This window comes from Streptomyces sp. SYP-A7185, assembly GCF_046103685.1.
Taxonomy (GTDB): Bacteria; Actinomycetota; Actinomycetes; order Streptomycetales; family Streptomycetaceae; genus Streptomyces.
In genome coordinates, this window is the sequence record NZ_CP122310.1 from 4,641,886 (window position 1) to 4,661,574 (window position 19,689).

22 protein-coding genes are annotated in these 19,689 nt (G+C 71.1%); 11 read left to right on the forward strand and 11 right to left on the reverse strand.

The annotated features are described in order from the left end of the window. Window positions 1–25: 25 nt before the first annotated feature. Window positions 26–598 carry an FABP family protein gene (locus QBL25_RS20265; RefSeq protein ID WP_249589121.1) on the reverse strand — a complete coding sequence of 191 codons (573 nt, stop codon included), beginning with the start codon at window positions 596–598 and terminating at the stop codon, window positions 26–28. A 317-nt stretch (window positions 599–915) separates the two neighbouring features. On the opposite strand from QBL25_RS20265, the gene QBL25_RS20270 reads away from it, so the two are divergent. Next, window positions 916–1,278 carry a DsrE family protein gene (locus tag QBL25_RS20270; protein ID WP_409058450.1) on the forward strand — a complete coding sequence of 121 codons (363 nt, stop codon included), beginning with the start codon at window positions 916–918 and terminating at the stop codon, window positions 1,276–1,278. A 50-nt stretch (window positions 1,279–1,328) separates the two neighbouring features. On the opposite strand, the gene QBL25_RS20275 is transcribed toward QBL25_RS20270, so the two are convergent. The 8 genes from QBL25_RS20275 to QBL25_RS20310 form a co-directional block, all read right to left on the reverse strand. Further along, a complete protein-coding gene (locus tag QBL25_RS20275; protein WP_409058451.1) occupies window positions 1,329–1,592 on the reverse strand; it encodes a DUF3099 domain-containing protein in 264 nt (87 codons plus the stop codon). A gap of 103 nt (window positions 1,593–1,695) precedes the next feature. Beyond that, a complete protein-coding gene (locus QBL25_RS20280; RefSeq protein WP_160505842.1) occupies window positions 1,696–1,983 on the reverse strand; it encodes a DUF1416 domain-containing protein in 288 nt (95 codons plus the stop codon). A gap of 43 nt (window positions 1,984–2,026) precedes the next feature. After that, a complete protein-coding gene (locus QBL25_RS20285; RefSeq protein WP_409058452.1) occupies window positions 2,027–2,872 on the reverse strand; it encodes a sulfurtransferase in 846 nt (281 codons plus the stop codon). A gap of 155 nt (window positions 2,873–3,027) precedes the next feature. Continuing rightward, the gene (locus QBL25_RS20290; RefSeq protein ID WP_351007875.1) at window positions 3,028–3,108 is read right to left on the reverse strand and encodes a putative leader peptide; all 81 of its coding nucleotides are present in this window, start codon (window positions 3,106–3,108) and stop codon (window positions 3,028–3,030) included. 266 nt (window positions 3,109–3,374) lie between these two features. Next, window positions 3,375–4,124, reverse strand: a complete 750-nt coding sequence (locus tag QBL25_RS20295; protein WP_409058453.1) for a DUF2993 domain-containing protein — start codon at window positions 4,122–4,124, stop codon at window positions 3,375–3,377. 137 nt (window positions 4,125–4,261) lie between these two features. Continuing rightward, the gene (locus QBL25_RS20300) at window positions 4,262–5,638 is read right to left on the reverse strand and encodes a hypothetical protein (protein ID WP_409058454.1); all 1,377 of its coding nucleotides are present in this window, start codon (window positions 5,636–5,638) and stop codon (window positions 4,262–4,264) included. Window positions 5,639–5,646: 8 nt separating this feature from the next. After that, the gene (locus tag QBL25_RS20305) at window positions 5,647–5,901 is read right to left on the reverse strand and encodes a MoaD/ThiS family protein (RefSeq protein ID WP_160505846.1); all 255 of its coding nucleotides are present in this window, start codon (window positions 5,899–5,901) and stop codon (window positions 5,647–5,649) included. Continuing rightward, window positions 5,895–6,770 carry an alpha/beta hydrolase gene (locus QBL25_RS20310; RefSeq protein ID WP_409058455.1) on the reverse strand — a complete coding sequence of 292 codons (876 nt, stop codon included), beginning with the start codon at window positions 6,768–6,770 and terminating at the stop codon, window positions 5,895–5,897. Before QBL25_RS20310 ends, QBL25_RS20305 begins: the two co-directional genes overlap by 7 nt. Before the next feature lie 273 nt (window positions 6,771–7,043). Here QBL25_RS20310 and QBL25_RS20315 point away from each other — a divergent pair, with 273 nt between their 5' ends. The 6 genes from QBL25_RS20315 to QBL25_RS20340 all read left to right on the forward strand — a co-directional run bounded on the left by QBL25_RS20315 (window position 7,044) and on the right by QBL25_RS20340 (window position 12,554). Continuing rightward, window positions 7,044–7,856: a winged-helix domain-containing protein gene (locus tag QBL25_RS20315; protein ID WP_409058456.1), complete on the forward strand. Its 813-nt coding sequence runs from the start codon at window positions 7,044–7,046 to the stop codon at window positions 7,854–7,856. 23 nt (window positions 7,857–7,879) lie between these two features. Then, window positions 7,880–8,902, forward strand: a complete 1,023-nt coding sequence (locus tag QBL25_RS20320) for a LacI family DNA-binding transcriptional regulator (RefSeq protein WP_409058457.1) — start codon at window positions 7,880–7,882, stop codon at window positions 8,900–8,902. A 101-nt stretch (window positions 8,903–9,003) separates the two neighbouring features. Continuing rightward, on the forward strand, window positions 9,004–10,086 hold the full coding sequence (locus QBL25_RS20325) for a S1C family serine protease (RefSeq protein ID WP_409058458.1): 1,083 nt from the start codon (window positions 9,004–9,006) through the stop codon (window positions 10,084–10,086). A gap of 35 nt (window positions 10,087–10,121) precedes the next feature. Continuing rightward, on the forward strand, window positions 10,122–10,358 hold the full coding sequence (locus QBL25_RS20330; RefSeq protein WP_409058459.1) for a hypothetical protein: 237 nt from the start codon (window positions 10,122–10,124) through the stop codon (window positions 10,356–10,358). A gap of 55 nt (window positions 10,359–10,413) precedes the next feature. After that, on the forward strand, window positions 10,414–11,148 hold the full coding sequence (locus QBL25_RS20335) for a response regulator transcription factor (RefSeq protein WP_409058460.1): 735 nt from the start codon (window positions 10,414–10,416) through the stop codon (window positions 11,146–11,148). Then, complete coding sequence (locus tag QBL25_RS20340) at window positions 11,145–12,554, forward strand: ATP-binding protein (protein WP_409058461.1); 1,410 nt, start codon at window positions 11,145–11,147, stop codon at window positions 12,552–12,554. Before QBL25_RS20335 ends, QBL25_RS20340 begins: the two co-directional genes overlap by 4 nt. Window positions 12,555–12,574: 20 nt before the next feature. Here QBL25_RS20340 and QBL25_RS20345 read toward each other — a convergent pair whose 3' ends face one another. After that, window positions 12,575–13,966, reverse strand: coding sequence for a DUF2993 domain-containing protein (locus tag QBL25_RS20345; RefSeq protein WP_409058462.1), 1,392 nt, complete (start codon window positions 13,964–13,966; stop codon window positions 12,575–12,577). Window positions 13,967–14,063: 97 nt separating this feature from the next. Continuing rightward, on the reverse strand, window positions 14,064–15,884 hold the full coding sequence (locus tag QBL25_RS20350; RefSeq protein ID WP_409058463.1) for a bifunctional metallophosphatase/5'-nucleotidase: 1,821 nt from the start codon (window positions 15,882–15,884) through the stop codon (window positions 14,064–14,066). A 486-nt stretch (window positions 15,885–16,370) separates the two neighbouring features. Here QBL25_RS20350 and mshD point away from each other — a divergent pair, with 486 nt between their 5' ends. From mshD to QBL25_RS20370, 4 genes are all read left to right on the forward strand, one after another. Next, entirely contained in the window at window positions 16,371–17,294 is a 924-nt protein-coding gene (gene mshD, locus QBL25_RS20355) for a mycothiol synthase (protein WP_409058464.1), read from the forward strand. A gap of 103 nt (window positions 17,295–17,397) precedes the next feature. Continuing rightward, on the forward strand, window positions 17,398–17,805 hold the full coding sequence (locus QBL25_RS20360; protein ID WP_409058465.1) for a GntR family transcriptional regulator: 408 nt from the start codon (window positions 17,398–17,400) through the stop codon (window positions 17,803–17,805). Next, window positions 17,802–18,713: an ABC transporter ATP-binding protein gene (locus QBL25_RS20365; protein ID WP_409058466.1), complete on the forward strand. Its 912-nt coding sequence runs from the start codon at window positions 17,802–17,804 to the stop codon at window positions 18,711–18,713. The genes QBL25_RS20360 and QBL25_RS20365 overlap by 4 nt, the downstream gene beginning before the upstream one ends. Further along, entirely contained in the window at window positions 18,710–19,681 is a 972-nt protein-coding gene (locus tag QBL25_RS20370) for an ABC transporter permease (RefSeq protein WP_409058467.1), read from the forward strand. The genes QBL25_RS20365 and QBL25_RS20370 overlap by 4 nt, the downstream gene beginning before the upstream one ends. Window positions 19,682–19,689 lie beyond the last annotated feature (8 nt).

Below are 19,689 nucleotides of genomic sequence, written 5' to 3' on the forward strand. Positions count from 1 at the left end.
CCTCCGTGAAGAAGGCGGCAAGGGCCTACTTGAAGAAGGCGATGCCGTCGTCCGGCAGGTCGCCCAGGCCCCTGGCCATCTCGGCGACGTCCTCGGGCGAGACGACCTTCTTCAGCTGCGCCGACATGTACGGCCGCAGCGGCACCTCGGGGGTCTGCTTCTCGCCGACCCACATGAGGTCGCCCTTCACGTACCCGTACAGACGCTTGCCGCCGGTGTACGGGCCGGAGGCCGCCGTACGGGCGACCGCGTCCGTGACCAGGTCGATCTGCGGCTTCTGGTCGGCGAGCTCGCCGTACCAGACCTCGACGACGCCGTCGTCGCGCACCATCACGGTCTCGACCTTGCGGTCCTTGTCGATGCGCCAGAAGCCCGACTCGGACTCCAGCGGCTTGACCTTGTTGCCCTCGGCGTCGAGCACCCAGGTGTGCGAGTGGTACTCGATGAAGTCCCGCCCGTCGTGCGAGAAGGACACCTCCTGGCCGAAATTCGCCTTCTCGGCGCCGGGGAAGTCGGTGACGCCCGCGCCGGCCCAGTTGCCGAGGAGCCAGACGAGGGGCACGAGGTCGGGGTGCAGGTCGGACGGAATCTCGATCATGGGATGCTCAGACGATCTCTAGGTGGCGTACGGGACCTACGGGGCTCAGCGCTGACCCTGGTACAGCTTCTTCACGGTCAGACCGGCGAACGCGAGAACGCCGACGCAGACCAGAACCAGCAGGGCGGAGAAGAAGGCCTCAAGCACGGGGTGCTCCTCGGTGAGCTATGGGGTGAGCTAGGCAGGCAGGTATCAGAGCCGCTCCCACTGTAGTCGTGCGCGGCCCGCCCCTCTCTGCGAGGTGGCCTTATGGGTGGTCGCCGGGTGGTCGCCGGGTGGCGGCACCGGGGCGCGGTCCTGAGCCTTACGATGCGGCCATGGCGAAGAAGCTCGTGATCAAGGTGACCGCAGGGACCGACGCCCCCGAGCGCTGCTCGCAGGCGTTCACGGTGGCGGCCGTGGCCGTGGCCAGCGGGGTGGAGGTCTCCCTGTGGCTGACCGGCGAGTCCGCGTGGTTCGCGCTGCCGGGGCGCGCGGCGGAGTTCGAGCTGCCGCACGCGGCGCCGCTGCCCGACCTGATCGACTCGATCCTGGCCGCGGGCCGGATCACGCTCTGCACGCAGTGCGCGGCGCGTCGCGAGATCACCGAGAAGGATGTGCTCGAAGGGGTACGGATCGCGGGCGCCCAGGTCTTCGTCCAGGAAGCCATGACGGACGGCACCCAGGCCCTGGTGTACTGACCGGTCTACTGACGGACCCACCGGGCAAGACCCACCGCGCACGCGGACCGCTACTGACGAGGCCGCCGCTTCCCGTCCAGCTCGTCCCACCACTCGTCGGACTTCGAGTCCCCCGAGGGGTCGTCCCACCAGCGGTCCTCGGGTCCACGCCGGTTGGCCACCATCGCGGCGACCGGCGGGATCACCATCGCCACGACACACATCGCGACGGCCGCGGGAATCGACCAGAGCCGCACGACGCCCCACGCCAGGACGAAAAGTGCGATGCACGTCCCCATCATGGCGAAGTAGGCGTGCCGCCTTCGCGCATACATACGTCCAGCGTAAGCCGAAGGACCGCACCCCGATCCAGTGGCGTCCAACCCCAGGGGTGCGGCCCTTCAGCCGTCAGTGATCCGTCGTCGCGGACCGCGGTCGTCAGACCGCGATCGCGACCTCCGCCAGGCCGCCCGTCTGGGCCACCACCGTGCGGTCGGCCGTGCCGCCCGGGATCAGGGCGCGCAGCGTCCAGGTGCCCTCGGCCGCGTAGAAGCGGAACTGGCCGGTCGCCGAGGTGGGGACCTCGGCGGTGAACTCGCCGGTCGAGTCCAGGAGGCGCACGTAGCCGCTGACGGGCTCGCCGTCGCGGGTCACCTGGCCCTGGATGGTGGTCTCGCCGGGCTTGATCGTCGAGGCGTCGGGTCCGCCGGCCTTCGCTCCACACATATGCGTTCGTCCTTACCTGGTCACTGCGGGGTTTCGGGGAGGGTTACTTGTTGGCGCCGAGCTCGATCGGGACGCCGACGAGCGAGCCGTACTCGGTCCAGGAGCCGTCGTAGTTCTTGACGTTGGTCTGGCCGAGCAGCTCGTGCAGGACGAACCAGGTCAGGGCCGAACGCTCACCGATGCGGCAGTAGGCGATGGTGTCCTTGGCCAGGTCGACCTGCTCGTCCTCGTAGAGGGCCTTGAGCTCGTCGTCCGACTTGAAGGTGCCGTCGTCGTTGGCGTTCTTCGACCACGGGATGTTGCGCGCGGACGGGACGTGGCCCGGACGCTGCGACTGCTCCTGCGGCAGGTGCGCCGGGGCGAGCAGCTTGCCGCTGAACTCGTCGGGCGAGCGCACGTCGACCAGGTTCTGCGCGCCGATCGCGGCGACGACGTCGTCGCGGAAGGCGCGGATCGAGGTGTCCTGGGGCTTGGCCTTGTACGAGGTGGCCGGGCGCTGCGGCACCTGGTCGCCGTCCACGAGGTCGCGGGAGTCGAGCTCCCACTTCTTGCGGCCGCCGTCGAGGAGCTTCACGTCCTGGTGGCCGTAGAGCTTGAAGTACCAGAAGGCGTAGGACGCGAACCAGTTGTTGTTGCCGCCGTAGAGCACGACGGTCGTGTCGTTCGCGATGCCCTTGGCCGACAGGAGCTTCTCGAAGCCCTCCTGGTCGACGAAGTCGCGGCGGACCGGGTCCTGGAGGTCGTCGGTCCAGTCGATGCGGATCGCGTTCTTGATGTGGTTCTTGTCGTACGCGGAGGTGTCTTCGTCGACCTCGACGATGGCGACCTTCGGGTCGTCGATGTGGGCCTCGACCCAGTCGGCGTCTACCAGGACGTCGCTGCGGCTCATACTTCTTCTCCTCCGGGGCAGTTGCGGCGGGGCTGCGGTGCTGTGCGAGGGGGTGCCGGGTACGGAAGGTGACTGCGCGATGGCGCGGCGTACGCGGCACGGGGTGGCCCTGACGGTGTCAACGGGCCGGGGGACGCGAAAGTCGGAGCTTCCGCTCAGAAGGTGCGACAGAGCATGGCGGCGACGCGGCACAGGTCTACTGCCCGCCGCTTCGTGAGGTCCGCCTGTCGCTGCATGCGTCCGATCGTAAGGACGCAAGGGCGGCCGTGTCACCGGGGTGTCGAATGGTGAGACGCGATCATCCACGATGTGGGATCGGTGTCGGGTCGGCCGGACGACGAAGCCGCCCGTGCGGGGGCGGGGGGCACCTTCGGGCCCTCTCCCATCCACCGCGCGGACGGCTTCGTCTCGTACTGCGGACCGGGCCGCTCTCAGCGCCCCTCAGCCGCACCCCTCAGCCCGCAGACCGGAGCCCGCGGACCCAGCCCTCAGCCCTCAGCCCTCAGCCCGCGAGCTTCACGTTCGTGCCCTTGACGGTGATCTCCACGCCGTCCGCCGCCGGTGTCACCTCGTCGATCTTGATGCCGCCCGGCAGCCCGGTGACCTTCTCCTCGAAGTCCGTCACGTCACGGACCATGCCCTCGGGAAGCGGAATCGATACGCCCAGGACCTCGAACTTCTTCGGGATCTCGTCGGCGTTCACCTTGATCGTGTCGTTCTCGGCCTTCACCGAGCTCAGCACGTGCACCGGCTTGGGCAGCTTCGCGCCGCCCTTGCTCACCTCGACCTCGACCTTGATCTTGTCGCCGCCGCCGTCCGAGAGGCCGACCACCTTGCCGGTGGCGCCGAGCGGCAGCTGGACGGGCTCGCCCTGCGCCTGCTTCAGCAGCTCGTCGTACGAGATCAGAGCCGTGCCGGTGGCCTTCTGGGCCGTGGCGGAGCTGTAGTCGCCGGAGAACTCGACGCCCTGCATCCGGGCGTTCAGATCGGCGATGCGGATCTTGTCGGAGCCGGAGGTGGCGTCGTAGTCCTTGATCCCGATCTCGACGTCGTCGAGCGTGCCGCCCGCGACCTGGGTCAGGAAGGGGAAGCCCTTGATGGAGACGTCGGGCGTCTCGCCGAGCCCTTCACTGGTCCGCAGCTTCTGAGCCGCCTCGTCCTCGGCGAAGCCCACCGCCAGGCGGTCGGCGCCCACGAAGAGACCCCCCAGGATCACGAGGACGATCAGAAGTATTCGTACGGAGCGCTTCATGTCCGGTGTTCCCCCACCTTGTTCCCCCGCCTGACTGTCGTTGCCGCGAGCCTAAAGGACAGGTCCCCGGCGGGAGAGCCCGGCCGGGGACCTGTCGATCAGCTGTGACGATCAGAGGTGACCGTCGCTCGCGCCGGTCAGCCGATGGCCCGCCCGAGGACGTAGACGGCCGGGGCCGCCGCCGCGAGCGGCAGAGCGACACCCGCCGTCATGTGCACGAAGCGGGACGGGTAGTCGTAACTGGCGACCCGGTGGCCGATCAGCGCGCAGACGCCGGCCCCGAGGCCGAGCAGCGCGCCCTTGCTGCCGAAGTCCGTGGCGCCGCCGACGGCGACCCCGGCTCCGGCGGCGGCGAGCAGCGCGACGACGACCGAGGCGGGCGTCGGCAGGGGCAGCGCGCGGGCGATCACGGCAACCGCGACGGCGACCCCGCCCACCGTCACGGCGTCGGCCGCCGCCGCGAGATGCCCGGCCGCGATGATCGCGAGCGCGGCGGACACGACGGTCGCCGTCAGGCCGTACATCCGCTCGTCGGCGGAGGCGCGGCTGCGCAGCTGGAGCACCAGGACGAGGAGCACCCAGACGCCGAGGGTGCCGAGGATGGCGGCGGGCCCGTTCGCCTTGCCGGTGACGAGCAGCGCGATGTCGGCGACGACACCGCCCAGGAAGGCGAGCGCGATGCCCTGCCGGGCGGGCCACATGCCGTTGAGCCGGAACCAGCCGGCGGCGGTGACGGCCTGGAGCAGGACGAGCGGCACGAGGAGCGCGTACTGCCCGACGGCGGCCGTACCGGCGAGCAGCAGCCCCAGGACGGCGGTCAGGGCGGCGGGCTGGATGCCCGGCTCTATGATCGGCGACCGCCCTTCGGCCCGCGCCCGCTGGGCATCGGTGACCCGGGGGTTGCCGGTGGTGGTGGCGGGGCCGTAGGTGGCGGAGTCCGCCGCGGGCCGCGGCTCGGGCTCCGGGGCCGCCGCGGCCATGGACACGGACGCCGCGGCGGGGGCCGGCTGCGCGTAGGACTGCGGGGGCAGATAAGCGGTCTCCGTCACGTCCACCGCGGGCGAGGGCTGGATCTGGGTGTCCCAGGTCTGCCCCTGCCACTGCTGGGTGTACGAGGAGTCCTGGGCGTACGGCTGCTGCGGATAGGCCTGCTGCTGAGCCGGGTAGCCCTGGTGCGACTGCGGCTGCTGATAAGCCTGCTGCTGCGACTGGTACTGGTACTGCTGGTCGGAGGCGTAGGGCTGCTCGGAGGCGTAGGACTGCCCGGACGCGTAGGGCTGCTCGGGCGCGTAGGACTGCTCCGAGGCGTACGGCTGCCCTGGGGCAGGGGTGTACGGCTGCTCGGAGGCGTACGGCTGCTGCGCCTGTCCCGGGGCGTACGGCTGCTGCGCCTGCTCCGGCGGGTAGCCCTGCTGCTGCCCCTGCGGACGGGCCTGCTGTCCCGGCGGTTGTTCCTGACGGTAGGGATCGTGGTCCCCGTACCCGTCATGACCCTCGTACCGCGGATCGCTCATAGCGCTGCTCACCCTCCTGCGAACGGCGGGAGCACCTCGACCGTGCCGCCCTCGGCCAGCCGTACCGTCTCATGCCCGCGGGTACCCACGGGGTCGCCGTCGATGAGGAACGAGCATCGCCGCAGGACACGGACCAGCTCCCCGGGGTGTCGCTCGCGTGCCGCGTCCAACGCCTCGGCCAGCGTCGTGGCGGCGTACGGCTCCTCCGCGACGCCTGCGGCTGCTTTGGCCGCGGCCCAGTACCGAATGGTGCCGTTCACCATGGCAGCTCCTCTCTCTCGGCGGTTGCCGACGTCCATGATGCCGTGGCCCACCCGGCGATCCGACCGAGCAGGGCGTCGTCCGCCGCGTTCTCCGCGTGCCCCATGCCTTCCTCCAGCCACAGCTCGGCCCCGCCCCGCGCGGCGGCGGCGAGCATCCGGGGGTGGTCGACGGGAAAGTACGGGTCGCGGTCGCCGTGGACGATCAGCAGGGGCGTGGGGGCGATCAGCGGGACCGATTCCACCGGCGAGAGGGGCACGGGGTCCCACTCGTGCGGGTGGATTCGGGTGCGCAGGCCCACCCGGCCCACCACGCGCCCCATGGGCCGCGTCACCAGCCAGTGCAGCCTGCGCATCGGCGCCGTCCCCCGGTAGAACCAGCGGGCCGGAGCGCTCACCGCGACCACCGCGTCAATACGCGCTTCAGTGCGCCCCTCGTGCGCGGTACCGGCGAGCGCCGCGTGCCGGAGCACCACGGAACCGCCCATCGAGAAGCCGACGGTCACCACGCGTGCATGGCCGAGTGACCGTGCCCACTCCACGGCGGCGGCCAGATCGAGCACCTCGCGGTCGCCGACGGTGGAGAGTCCGCCGGACGCCCCGTGCCCCCGGAAGGAGAACGTGATCACGGCCGCACGCTGCGCGAAGACACCCGCCGCGCGGCGCACGTGCGGCCGGTCGACGCAGCCCGTGAAGCCGTGCGCGAGCACGACCACGAGCTCGCCCGCGGGGTCGGGTCCGGGGTCGTACGCGGCCTCGATGGCGACCCCGTCGCGCGTACGGAGCGTTACGCGCCGTTGAACGCGGGGCGGAGTGCGAGTGATCGGGGGCACAGAAGATCCCGCCTCTTGGCCTGCCGGACCGGAAGTCATGTGGGCTATTCTCCTTGGCAGAGGATCCGGGCAGCGAAGCCCCCGGGTCCTTTCGTGCTTTCTGAAGGCTCCGCGGCGACCGGGCGACCGATCGCCGCGAGGCGGCGGAAACCGCACGTGGAGAGCCCAGGGCGCGGACTCTCCGCCGCAGGAACGAGCAGGAACCAGTACGAAGCAGTGCCGTAAACGTCCTCGCAGGGACCGAGGAGGAACCGACGTTATGGGCGAGCGAAACGTGCACGACCGTAGGACGACCCAGGCAGGTGAGCGGCGATGAGTTCTCTGCTGCTCCTTACCAATGCCCTTCAGCCGTCGACGGAGGTGCTTCCCGCCCTCGGCCTGCTGCTGCACAACGTGCGGGTCGCTCCCGCCGAAGGCCCGGCCCTCGTCGACACCCCTGGTGCCGACGTCATTCTGATCGACGGCCGCCGTGACCTGCCTCAGGTCCGCAGCCTCTGCCAGCTCCTCCGCTCCACGGGACCCGGCTGTCCACTCGTCCTCGTCGTCACGGAGGGCGGCCTCGCGGCCGTCACCGCCGACTGGGGCATCGACGACGTACTCCTCGACACGGCCGGTCCGGCCGAGGTCGAGGCCCGGCTGCGGCTCGCGATGGGCCGCCAGTCGATCACCGCCGACGACTCCCCCATGGAGATCCGCAACGGCGATCTCTCCGTGGACGAGGCGACGTACAGCGCCAAGCTCAAGGGCCGGGTCCTCGACCTGACCTTCAAGGAGTTCGAGCTGCTCAAATACCTGGCGCAGCACCCTGGGCGCGTCTTCACGCGGGCCCAGCTGCTCCAGGAGGTGTGGGGCTACGACTACTTCGGCGGCACGCGGACGGTCGACGTCCACGTACGGCGCCTGCGCGCGAAGCTCGGCGTCGAGCACGAGTCGCTGATCGGCACCGTCCGCAATGTCGGCTATCGCTTCGTCACGCCGGAGAAGATCGAACGTGCGGCCGACGGAGAGAAGGCAAAGGCGGCGACCCCGCCGGCCGAGGGCGAGCACCGGGAGATCCCTCAGCGGGAGGCGGCACCCGTCGCGTCCGCGCCGAAGGAAGCTGCCGTACGCCCTGCCCAGCGGTAGTTCCATCCGCGTAGACTCCGCGCGTGGCCAAGGTGACTCGGGATGACGTGGCGCGACTTGCGGGTACTTCCACCGCCGTCGTCAGCTATGTCATCAACAACGGACCCCGGCCGGTTGCCCCGGCCACGCGCGAGCGTGTACTCGCCGCGATCAAAGAGCTGGGGTACCGGCCCGACCGGGTCGCCCAGGCCATGGCGTCGCGGCGGACCGACCTCATAGGCATGATCGTGCCGGACGCCCGGCAGCCGTTCTTCGCGGAGATGACGCACGCCGTGGAGCAGGCGGCTTCCGAGCGCGGAAAAATGGTGCTCGTCGGCAACACGGACTACGTGGACGAGCGCGAGGCCCACTATCTGCGGGCCTTCCTCGGCATGCGGGTCTCCGGGCTCATCCTCGTCAGCCACGGTCTGACGGACCAGGCCGCCGCCGAGATCGACGCGTGGGACGCGCGGGTCGTGCTGCTGCACGAGCGGCCCGAGGCGATCGACGACGTCGCCGTCGTCACGGACGACCTCGGCGGCGCGCAGCTGGCCACCCGGCACCTCCTGGAACACGGCCACGAGTACGTGGCGTGCGTCGGCGGCACCGCCGAGACGCCGACCGTGGGCGACCCCGTATCGGACCACGTCGAGGGCTGGCGCCGGGCCATGCGGGAGGCCGGGCGGTCGGTGGAGGGGCGGCTCTTCGAAGCCCCGTACAACCGCTACGACGCGTATCAGATGGCGCTGGAGCTGCTGGCCCGGCCGGACCGGCCGACGGCGATCTTCTGCTCCACGGACGACCAGGCGATCGGCATCCTGCGGGCGGCGCGGGAGCTGCGGATCGACGTGCCGGAGCAGCTGGCCGTGGCCGGCTTCGACGACGTCAAGGAAGCGGGCCTCACGGATCCGCCGCTGACGACGGTGGCGTCGGACCGGCCCGCGATGGCGCGCGCGGCGGTGGACCTCGTCCTGGACGACGGGCTCAGGGTCGCCGGTTCGCGCCGCGAGCGCCTCAAGCTCTTCCCGTCCCGGCTGGTGGTCCGGCAGTCCTGCGGCTGCAACTGACCCACGCCCCCGGGCGGCTTTATATGGGGCATACGAGGTTCTACCGGTGTTCTCAGGGCGTACTCAGCCGCCTCTCATGAACGCCCCGCAGCCTTGAACCCATGACCGACATCTTCCGCCAGAGCGGCGAGTACCCCCAGCAGCAGTCGTCAGCGCCTGTTCACCACGGCGGTACGCAGGGCGCGTACCCGCCCCCGCCCGCTTTCGCACCGGAAGCCCCGGCAGGACAGGCCGGACCGGCTGGACCGGCAGGACCGGCCGGACCGGAAGAGCCGCACCAGCCCCAGCCCCAGCACCGGCGCCGCGCCAAGGGCCCCCTGGCCCTCCTCGCCGCCGTCGCCATCGCGGCCGCAGCGGTGGGCGGCGGCACCGCCTACGCCTTCCAGGAGCTGACCGGCAAGGACGGCTCGTCGAGCAGCGCCACGAACACGAACGTCGTGCCCACCAGCCAGAAGGGCACCGTCTCCGGCGTCGCCGAGGCGGTCAGCCCCAGCATCGTGGAGATCAGCGCGCAGTCGAGCTCCGGTGAGGCCACCGGTTCCGGCGTGATCATCACGGACGACGGCGAGATCGTCACCAACAACCACGTGATCTCCGGTGCCTCCTCCGTCAAGGTGAAGACGAACGACGGCAAGACGTACACCGCGAAGGTCGTCGGCACCGACAGCAAGAAGGACCTCGCGCTGATCAAGCTGGAGAACGCGTCCGGCCTGAAGGCCGCGACCCTCGGCGACTCCGACAACGTGAAGATCGGCGACGACGTCGTGGCGATCGGCTCCCCCGAGGGCCTGACCGGCACCGTCACCAGCGGCATCATCTCCGCCCTCGACCGGGACGTCACCGTCTCCACGGACGAGGACCAGGGCCGGCAGCAACAGCAGCAGGGCGGCGGCAACTGGCCCTTCGAGTACGGCGGCGAGCAGTTCAACGGCGACACCGGCTCCTCGAAGACCACGTACAAGGCGCTCCAGACCGACGCCTCGCTCAACCCGGGCAATTCCGGCGGCGCCCTGATCGACATGAACGGCAACATCATCGGCATCAACTCCGCGATGTACTCGCCCAGTTCGTCGTCGCAGAGCGGTGAGCAGTCGGGCTCCGGCAGCGTCGGCCTCGGCTTCGCCATCCCCGTCAACACGGTCAAGGCCGACCTCGACACCCTGCGGGCCGGCTCGACCGACTGATCCCGACCACTCCCCCGGAGCCCTTGGAGGCCGCCATGCCCGGACCCCTGATCACCGTCAACCGCGCCCGGCACACGCCGGCCGCCACCGTCGGCCGGGACGGCCTCCCGGACGGCCTCCCGGACACCGATCCGGCGGGGCTCGGCCTCCCCCTCTCCGTCGCCCGGGAGCTGCACGGAGCCGCCGCGGCCCGCGCCCCGGAAATCGCCACGGCCACGGCACCGTCCCGGCCCGCCGCACGCCGCACGCCCCGCGCGCGCGTGCGAGGCTGATACCGGCCCCCGTCCGACCCCCGATCGGACCCGTACGCAAGGAAGTCACACGCCGATGAGCCCCGCCGAAGGCGAGCAGCAGCAGCGCATCCTGATCGTGGACGACGAGCCCGCGGTGCGGGAGGCGCTCCAGCGCAGTCTCGCCTTCGAGGGCTACGGCACGGAGGTCGCCGTCGACGGCGCCGACGCGCTGGAGAAGGCCGCCGCCTACCGCCCCGACCTGGTCGTCCTCGACATCCAGATGCCCCGCATGGACGGCCTGACCGCCGCGCGGCGGCTCCGCTCGACGGGCTCCCTGACGCCGATCCTGATGCTCACCGCGCGGGACACCGTGGGCGATCGCGTCACGGGTCTGGACGCGGGCGCCGACGACTACCTGGTCAAGCCGTTCGAGCTGGACGAGCTCTTCGCCCGCATCCGGGCCCTGCTGCGCCGCAGTTCGTACGCGGCCGCCGCGGGGCAGGCCGAGGAGGGCGACACGCTCTCCTTCGGCGACCTGCGGATGGACCTGGCGACGCGGGAGGTGACGCGGGGGGCGAGGACGGTGGAGCTGACCCGCACGGAGTTCACCCTCCTGGAGATGTTCCTCGCGCACCCGCGCCAGGTGCTGACGCGCGAGCAGATCCTGAAGGCGGTCTGGGGCTTCGACTTCGAGCCGTCCTCCAACTCCCTGGACGTGTACGTGATGTACCTGCGCCGCAAGACGGAAGCGGGCGGCGAGCCGCGCCTCGTGCACACGGTGCGAGGGGTCGGCTATGTGCTGCGGCCGGGGTCCGGGAGCGGCGAGTGAGGGGCTTCTTCCTGCGGTACCGTGCCATGCCCCTGCGCTCGCGGCTCGCACTTCTGGTGACGTGCACGGTGGCGCTGGCGGTGGCGGCCGTCGCCGTGTCCTGCTGGCTCCTGACCCGCGCGCAGCTGCGGGACCAGATGGACGACTCGCTGCGCAGCCTGAACGTCGGGGGGCCCTACCTCGCGGACACGGTATCCCGCTGCCGCGACACGAGCAGTGCCCCCAACTCCGAGACGGCGCCCGGCACCACCACGGTCTTCGTGCAGGTCGTCCAGCCGGACGGCACGCGTTGCGTGGGCCGCGGATCCCCGTCCGTCGTAACGGAGGAAGCCGACCTACGGGTGGCCCAGGGCACGCGGGAACAAGCCCTGCACGACGGCCGGACCGACGACGGCCAGTCGGTGCGCGTGCTGACCCAGGTGGACCGGGCCAGCGGCTTCACGGTGTCCCTGTCCCGCCCGCTCTCCGAGATCGACACCCCCCTGAACAAGCTGGCCCTGCTGCTTGCGGCAGCGGCGGGGATCGGCGTCATCGGCGCCGGCGCCGCCGGGCTCTGGGTGGCCAGGACCGGGCTCCGTCCGGTCGACGAGCTGACCGCGGCCGTCGAGCACGTGGCCCGTACCGAGGACCTGAACCTCCGCATCCCCGCCGAGGGCGACGACGAGATCGCCCGGCTCTCCCGCTCCTTCAACTCCATGACCGCCTCCCTCGCCTCCTCCCGCGACCTCCAGCAGCAGCTCATCGCCGACGCGGGGCACGAGCTGCGCACCCCGCTCACCTCGCTGCGCACGAACATCGAGCTGCTGGCCCGCAGCGAGGAGACCGGACGCGCCATCCCGCCCGACGACCGCAAGGCCCTGCTCGCGTCCGTCACCGCGCAGATGACCGAGCTGGCCTCGCTGATCGGCGACCTCCAGGAGCTGTCCCGTACGGATTCCGGACCCGGCAGCGGAAAAGTGCAGGTCATCGCCCTGCACGACATCGTGGAAACCGCCCTGGAGCGCGCACGTCTGCGCGGGCCCGAGCTGACGTTCACCGCGGACCTCGCCCCCTGGTTCGTCCGCGCCGACCCGCCCGCGCTGGAGCGGGCCATCGTGAACGTCCTGGACAACGCGGTGAAGTTCGGTCCGGCCGGCTCCGCCGTCGAGGTGGCCCTCAAGGAGGGCGCGCTGACCGTCCGCGATCACGGCCCCGGCATCCCCGCCGACGAACTCCCGCACGTCTTCGACCGCTTCTGGCGTTCCCCGTCGGCCCGCAGTCTCCCCGGGTCGGGCCTGGGGCTGTCCATCGTGGCCCGCACGGTGCACCAGGCGGGCGGCGAGGTGGCGCTCCGGCCCGCCGACGGCGGCGGGACGGTGGCGACGATCCGCCTGCCGGGAGCACCGACCCCGCCCCCGGCCGCGTAAGCAGCGCGGACGGCTGTCGGCTACTTGCCGATCCCCAGCCCCGTGCCGCTCAGCCGCACCCGGATCCCGTCCTGCTGCACGCTCACGTCCTGGAGCCAGACGTTCCCCTTGCCCGGCAGCTTCGGCAGCTGGAAGGCGAGCGTGAGGCGGTCGGCGAGGACGGGGCGGGTGAGCTGGGAGAGGCCCTTGAGCAGCGCCGGGTCAAGGCCCAGCTTCTTCAGGAGCTCGGGGTGGCCCATCGCGACGTCGATGAGGTTCAGGCCCATCACGTCGTTGATGAAGCGCGGGGTGCCGACGAGGTCGTGCAGCTTGGCGTCGCTCTTGAGGGCGCCGCTGATCACCGGGTCCGGGACGTCGAGCCGCTCGACGATCGACGGCACGGAGAGCAGGGCCTTGGCCTTGGCGGTCTCCCGGGCGAGCCGGTCCGCGGTCTCCTTGCTGAGGTGCAGGCCCTCGGAGTCGCGGGTGCCGGGCCGGTAGGTCGCCAGGTCGCCGATCTGGAGGCTCATCCTGCCGATGTCGGTGGAGATGCCGCGGTCGCCGTTGCGCTGGATGCGGGCGTCGGCGCGCAGCTTCAGGTCGTGGCCCGCGACGGGCAGCGTCCCGCGCGCGAGGACCTGGTCGCCGCCGCGGCCGGTGAACGTCACCTGGGAGGCGCCCAGTTCACGGTTCAGGTCGTCGAAGGAGAGCAGGACCTCGCCCTCCATCTCGCGGATGAGGGCGCCCTTGATGTCGGTGGGGCCGTCGCCGGTGATCTTCACGTCCGTGGCGGTGGCGGAGACCTGGGCGAGCGAGATCCGGTCGGCTGCGACGTCCGGGACGGTGACCCTGACCTTGTCCACGCGCTTGTCGAGGACCTGGGTCAGGAAGGGGAAGCCCTCGATGTCGACCTCGGGCGCGGCGCTGAGGTGCAGGGAGTCCTTGAGCTTGGCCGCGGCCTCGTGCTCGGCGTAGAGCAGGGCCCAGCGGTCACCGAGCGCGAGGAAGGCGGCGAGGACCACGACGGCCACGACGGCCTTGGCGGCGAGCGGGAGTCCGGCGAAGCGGTTGCGGCGGCGGCTGCCGCGGCGGTGGTTCGGGGGCTGCCAGGGGGCCTCGGACTTGGCGTCCTCGTCGTCGTCCGTCTCGTGGAGGAAGTCCTCCAGCGGGTTCGGCGACGCGAGGGCGCCGAGCTCGTCGTACGGGTTCAGGGGCGCGGTGGTCTCCACCGCTTCCGGAGGCGCCTCTGCGCGTGCTGCCGCGGATGATTCAGCGGAGGCGGAGGCGGAGGCGGAGGCGGGGGCAGGGGCGAAGGCGGAGGCGGAGGCTGCTGCGGGTGCTTCTGGGGGAACCGATGCGGCGTGCCAACCATCAGACGGAGAGGCCTGGTTGTGATCGGGCGGAAGCGTGGCTATGCGGTGGGGGGAACGCATCAGCTGATTTCACCATACGTTCACACCCCACCCCAAGCCTTACGCCCAGTAACGGCCGTTTTCGACCGCCTTCTGAGCACGCGAGTTAACGCGTCATTCACTTCACGACGGTGATCCGGTCCGCCTTGGGCGGCGCGATCGGCTTGTCCGCCGAGGAGTTGGCGGTCAGGTAGTCGTTGAGCGCCTTCAGGTCATCGCCGCCGACCAGCGGCTTCGTGCCCTTGCCGAGCTCGGTGAAGCCGTCGCCGCCGCCCGCGAGGAAGGAGTTCATCGCCACACGATAGGTGGCGGCGGGATCGATCGCCTTGCCGCCCAGCTTGATCGAGTCTGTCACGACACGGTCGGCACCGGACTTCGTCATGTCGAGCGTGTACGTGAGGCCGTCCGAGATCTGAAGGATCTTCGGGGATGCCTGGTTCGGCCCGCTCACCTGCTGCTTGAGTCCGGTGACGAGCTGCGCGCCGGTCAGGTCGACCAGATTGACCGTGTTGCTGAACGGCTGGACCGTGAAGCCCTCGCCGTACGTCACGACCCCGTCGCCCTCGCTGCCGCTCGCCTTGTGGACGAGGTCGGAGCGGATGCCGCCGGGGTTCATCAGGGCCAGATCCGTCTCCGGGTCGAGCGACGTGCCGTGGGCGAGCTGCGCGTCGGCGATCAGGTCGCCGAGCGGTGCCTCGGGAGTGGTGGCGCCGCGGCCCGGGATGTCACCGGAGATGAACCCGACGGGCTTGTTGGCGACCGGCTCGGCCAGCTTGTTCCAGCGCCCGATGAGCGAGGTCATGTCCTTGGCCTTGGCCTGCTCGCGGCTGACGACGTGGTTCGCCGACTTCACCGACGTACGGACGATGTCGTTGGTCTTGCGGTCGTACGTGAGCGTCGTGTCGGTGTAGAGCTTGCCGTACGAGGACGCCGAGGTGACCATGCGGGGCTTGCCCGAGGGGTCCGGGACGGTGCACACGTACGCGGCGTGGGTGTGGCCGGTGACCAGGGCGTCGACCTTGGGCGTGATGCCCTTGGCGATGGTGGTGATCGGACCGGAGATGCCGTCGCCCGCGCCCGGGGAGTCGCAGTCGTAGTTGTACGCCTGGCTCGCGGGGGCGCCGCCCTCGTGGATGAGCGTGACGATCGACTTCACGCCCTGCTTGTCGAGGATCTTCGCGTACTTGTTGACCGTCTCGATCTCGTCGTGGAACTTCAGGCCCTTGACGCCGTCGGCCGAGACGATGTCCGGGGTCCCCTCCAGCGTCACGCCGATGAAGCCGACCTTGACGCCCTTGTTCTTCCACACCCAGTAGGGCTTGAGGAGGGGCTTGCCGGTCTTCTCGTCGGTCACGTTGGCCGCGAGGTAGGGGTAGTCGGCCCCCTGGAACTTCTTGCCCTTCTCGAAGCAGCCGTCCTTGGGGTGACAGCCGCCGTTCTGCATGCGGGCCAGTTCCTTGGCGCCCTCGTCGAACTCGTGGTTGCCGACGCTGGTCACGTCCAGATCGAGCTTGTTCATCGCCTCGACCGTCGGCTCGTCGTGGAAAAGCCCCGACAGGAGCGGGCTGGCGCCGATGAGGTCGCCGGCCGCCGCCGTGACGCTGTACGGATGGCCCTTGCGGGCCGTGCGCAGCGAGGTGGCGAGGTACTCGGCACCGCCCGCGTCGATCTTCTTCTCGGTCCCGTCGGGCTGCTTCTCCGTGACCTGGCCCGAGGATCCCGCGGGCGGCTGGAGGTTGCCGTGGAAGTCGTTGAAGGACAGCAGCTGCACGTCGACCGTGCGCTTCTTGCCCGACGTGCCCGCAGCGCCCGCGTGGTCCTGCCCGGCGCTCGCGGGCAGCGCGGCCGCCAGCGCACCGATCGTGGCGAGGCCGGCCGCGGCGGCGAGCACACGGGTGGCGCGGCGTCTGGGCCTGCGCGGCTGAGGAGTGACTGGCACGTGTCCCCCTAAGAGAGGTGTGGAACGACTGAGGGTGTGAGACACCGCGCAGCCTAAAGTCAACGCGCGTAGAGCGACAGGGGGTTGCGGGTTACGAGGTGGTTGCCGTCAGGGGCTCACCGGGGGCGTTGCGGACACTTCGGACAAGACTGACGGCGCGTGGAGGTGCGGACGCCGGTGCCTGCGAGGTCCGGGCGCCGGCGTCTGTGTGGTCCGGGCGCCAGCGTCTGTGAGATCCGGGCGGCGGCCTCTGTGTGGTCCGGGCAGCGGCGTATGGAAGTGCGGGCGGCCGGGTGCGGAGATGTGGGGGCGGCGGCGTACGGAGGTGCGGGCGGCCGGGTGCGGAGATGCGGGGGCGGCGGCGTACGGAAGTGCGGGCGGCCGGGTGCGGTACCGAGGGCGCGTACGCCGTCGTGCGCCACCCCGCGGTGCCCGCGTACGTACGTGATCTGCTGCTCGGACGGCCGCCGCCGTACCCTCGACTCCATGACTGACGAGCAGCAGCCTCCCGCCACCCTGCGGCAGATCGACACGGTCGCCGCCCTCACCTCCGACCAGGCCGACGCCGTGCTCGGGCTCATCGCCGAAGCGGCCCGCACGGACGGCCAGCAGGCCGTGTCCGAGCAGGGGCGGCTCCAGCTGCGGGGCGGGGCCAGGTCGGGCGTACGGCATCTGCTGCTCGGCCTCGGCGACGAACTCGTCGGGTACGCACAGCTGGAGGACACCGACCCCATCGAGGCGCCCGCGGCCGAGCTCGTCGTGCACCCCGCGCACCGGGGGCGCGGGCACGGCCGGGCGCTGGGCACCGCGCTGCTCGCCGAGTCGGGGCGGCGGCTGCGGGTGTGGGCGCACGGCGGGCACTCGGCCGCGCGGCACCTGGCCCAGGTGCTCGGGCTGACCCTCTTCCGTGAACTGCGGCAGATGCGGCGCTCGTTGGGCGACATCGACCTGCCCGAGCCCGTCCTGCCCCAGGGCGTCACCGTACGCGCCTTCGTCCCCGGCCAGGACGACGCGGCCTGGCTCGCGGTGAACGCCGACGCCTTCGCCCACCACCCCGAGCAGGGCTCCCTCACCCAGCGCGACCTGGACGACCGCAAGGCCGAGCCGTGGTTCGACCCGGCGGGCTTCTTCCTCGCGGAGAAGGACGGCGAACTGGTCGGCTTCCACTGGACGAAGGTCCACGCGGACGAGGGCCTCGGCGAGGTGTACGTCCTCGGGGTCCGCTCGGGCGCCCAGGGCGGCGGCCTCGGCAAGGCGCTCACGACGATCGGCCTGAACCACCTGGCGGCAGCGGGCCTGCCGACCGCGATGCTGTACGTGGACGCGGACAACAAGGCGGCCGTGAGCGTCTACGAACGCCTCGGTTTCACCACCCACGAGACGGACCTGATGTACCGCACGGAGTCGTAGGCACACCCGCGAGCGAACTCCCCGAGGGGCGGCGTCACTTGACGCCGCCCCTTTCTTGCACCACCCTTTCACTACTCAATTAGTGAAAGGGTGGTGCAAGGGCATGGTCGAGTTCCGTATCGACCGGCGCAGTGGCGTCGCCACCTATCTCCAGATCGTCCAGCAGACCCAACAGGCCCTGCGCCTGGGACTGCTGGAGCCGGGCGACAAGCTGCCCACGGCCCGTGAGGTCGTCGAGGCCACGGCCATCAACCCGAACACGGTCCTGAAGGCCTACCGCGAACTGGAACGCGAGGGCCTGGTGGAAGCCCGCCGCGGGCTCGGCACCTTCGTGCGCAGGACGCTGGGCGCCACGCCCGCGGACTCCCCGCTGCGCGGTGAGCTGAGCCAGTGGGCGGCCCGGGCCCGTGCGTCCGGTCTGGAGAGGGACGACGTCGCGGCGCTGTTCAGCGCCGTACTCGAAGAGCAGTTCACGCAGTCAGAGCAGGCAACCAAGGGGGACCACGCATGACCGACACCGCCATCGAGGCGGCCTCGCTCGCCAAGAGGTACGGGCGACGGGGCCACGCCCTGAGCGACTGTTCCTTCCGGCTGCCCGCCGGGCGGATCTGCGCGGTCGTCGGGCCCAACGGCGCGGGCAAGTCGACGCTGCTCGCCCTCGCCGCGGGGCTGCTCAGGCCGAGCGGGGGCGCGCTCAGGGTGCTCGGCACCGACCCGGCCGCCGCGCGCGGACGCCTCGCGTACGTCGCCCAGGACAAGCCGCTCTATCCGCAGCTCAGCATCGGGGACACCCTGCGGATGGGCGCCGAGCTGAACGCCGGGCGCTGGGATGCCGCGCTCGCCGCACGTGTCGTACGGGAAGGGGGCCTGGACCCGAAGGCCCGCGTGCGCACGCTCTCCGGCGGGCAGCGCACCCGGGTGGCGCTCGCGCTCGCCCTCGGCAAGCGGGCCGAACTCCTGCTCCTGGACGAGCCGATGGCCGACCTGGACCCGCTGGCCCGGCACCAGCTGATGGGGACGCTGATGGCCGAGGCGGCCGAGCACGGGACCACCGTGGTGATGTCCTCGCACATCGTCGGTGAACTGGCCGAGTCCTGCGACCACTTGCTGCTCGTGTCCGGTGGCCGGGTGCGGCTCGGCGGCGGCATCGACGACCTCGTCTCGGCGCACGCCCTGGTCACCGGGCGCCGCCCCGTCGAGGAGCTCGCCCCGCACACCGTCGTCGAATCCCGCGCCACGGGGCGCGGCCTGACCGCGCTGATCCGCCCGGAGGGCCGCCCGGTCGGCGACGGCTGGGCCGGCTGGGACGTGGAAGAACCTTCCCTGGAGGAACTGTTGCTGGCCCATCTCCGCTCCCCGGAAGCACCGGCACTCCTGACGCCGGGCACGGCGCCCGCCGAGCGCGAGGTGACGGCATGAGCACGCCTCTCCTGCGCGGCCCCCGCTGGACGGACGTCCGGCTGCACCGCGGCGCACTGTGGACGGGCCTCGGCATCGTCGTGCTCGCGGCCGTGGTGACGGGCTATCTGCGGTGGGCGAACCACGCCTACCCCGAGCCCACCGGCGCCTGCACCTCCACCGGCACCTGCGACACGTTCCTCGGCTTCACCAGCGCCCGGGTACTGCTGTACACGTTCGTGACGGACTACTCCATGGGGATGCTCCTGATCCCCGTCCTGATCGGCGCCTTCGTCGCCGGCCCGGTCGTGGCCCGCGAAATGGAGTCGGGCACCCACCAGCTCGCCTGGACCCAATCGGTCTCGCCCGCGCGCTGGCTGACGTCGAAGCTGACGGTGTTCGCCGTGGTGAGCGTGGCCGGTGGCCTCGCTCTGATGGCGGTCTTCTGGCTCGGCCGGTCCGGTGTCGGGCCCGTGTCGGACCTGATCTGGGCCGACCGGGGCGTCTACGAGTCCATCGGCCCCGTCTTCGTCGCGTACTGCCTCTTCGCCGTCGTGGTCGGCGCCCTCATCGGCCTTCTCGTGCGCCGCACGCTGGTGGCCCTCGCCGCCGGCGGCCTCATCACCGGCCTCGTGCTGTTCACCTCCGGCAGCGTGCGCTGGGACCTGTACCCGGTGACCACGCTCTCGGGGCCCGCCTCGGGCACGAGCACCGGCTACACGATGCACCACGTCCCCGTGGACTCCCTCATCGTGGACATGGGGGTCCACAACGCCGCCGGTGAACGGTTCGTGGAAAGACAGTGCTCGTCGGAGCCGGGCGCGCACTTCCCCTGCCCCTCCGACACCAAGGTCACCGGCTGGTACGCCGAGATCCACCCCTACTCCCACTTCTGGTACGTCCAGTTGATCGAGACCGCCCTCGTCCTCGCCCTCACCGCGGCCGCCGCCTACGCCGCCTTCCGCGTCCTGAAGCGCCGTACCGCCTGAGCGGCAGA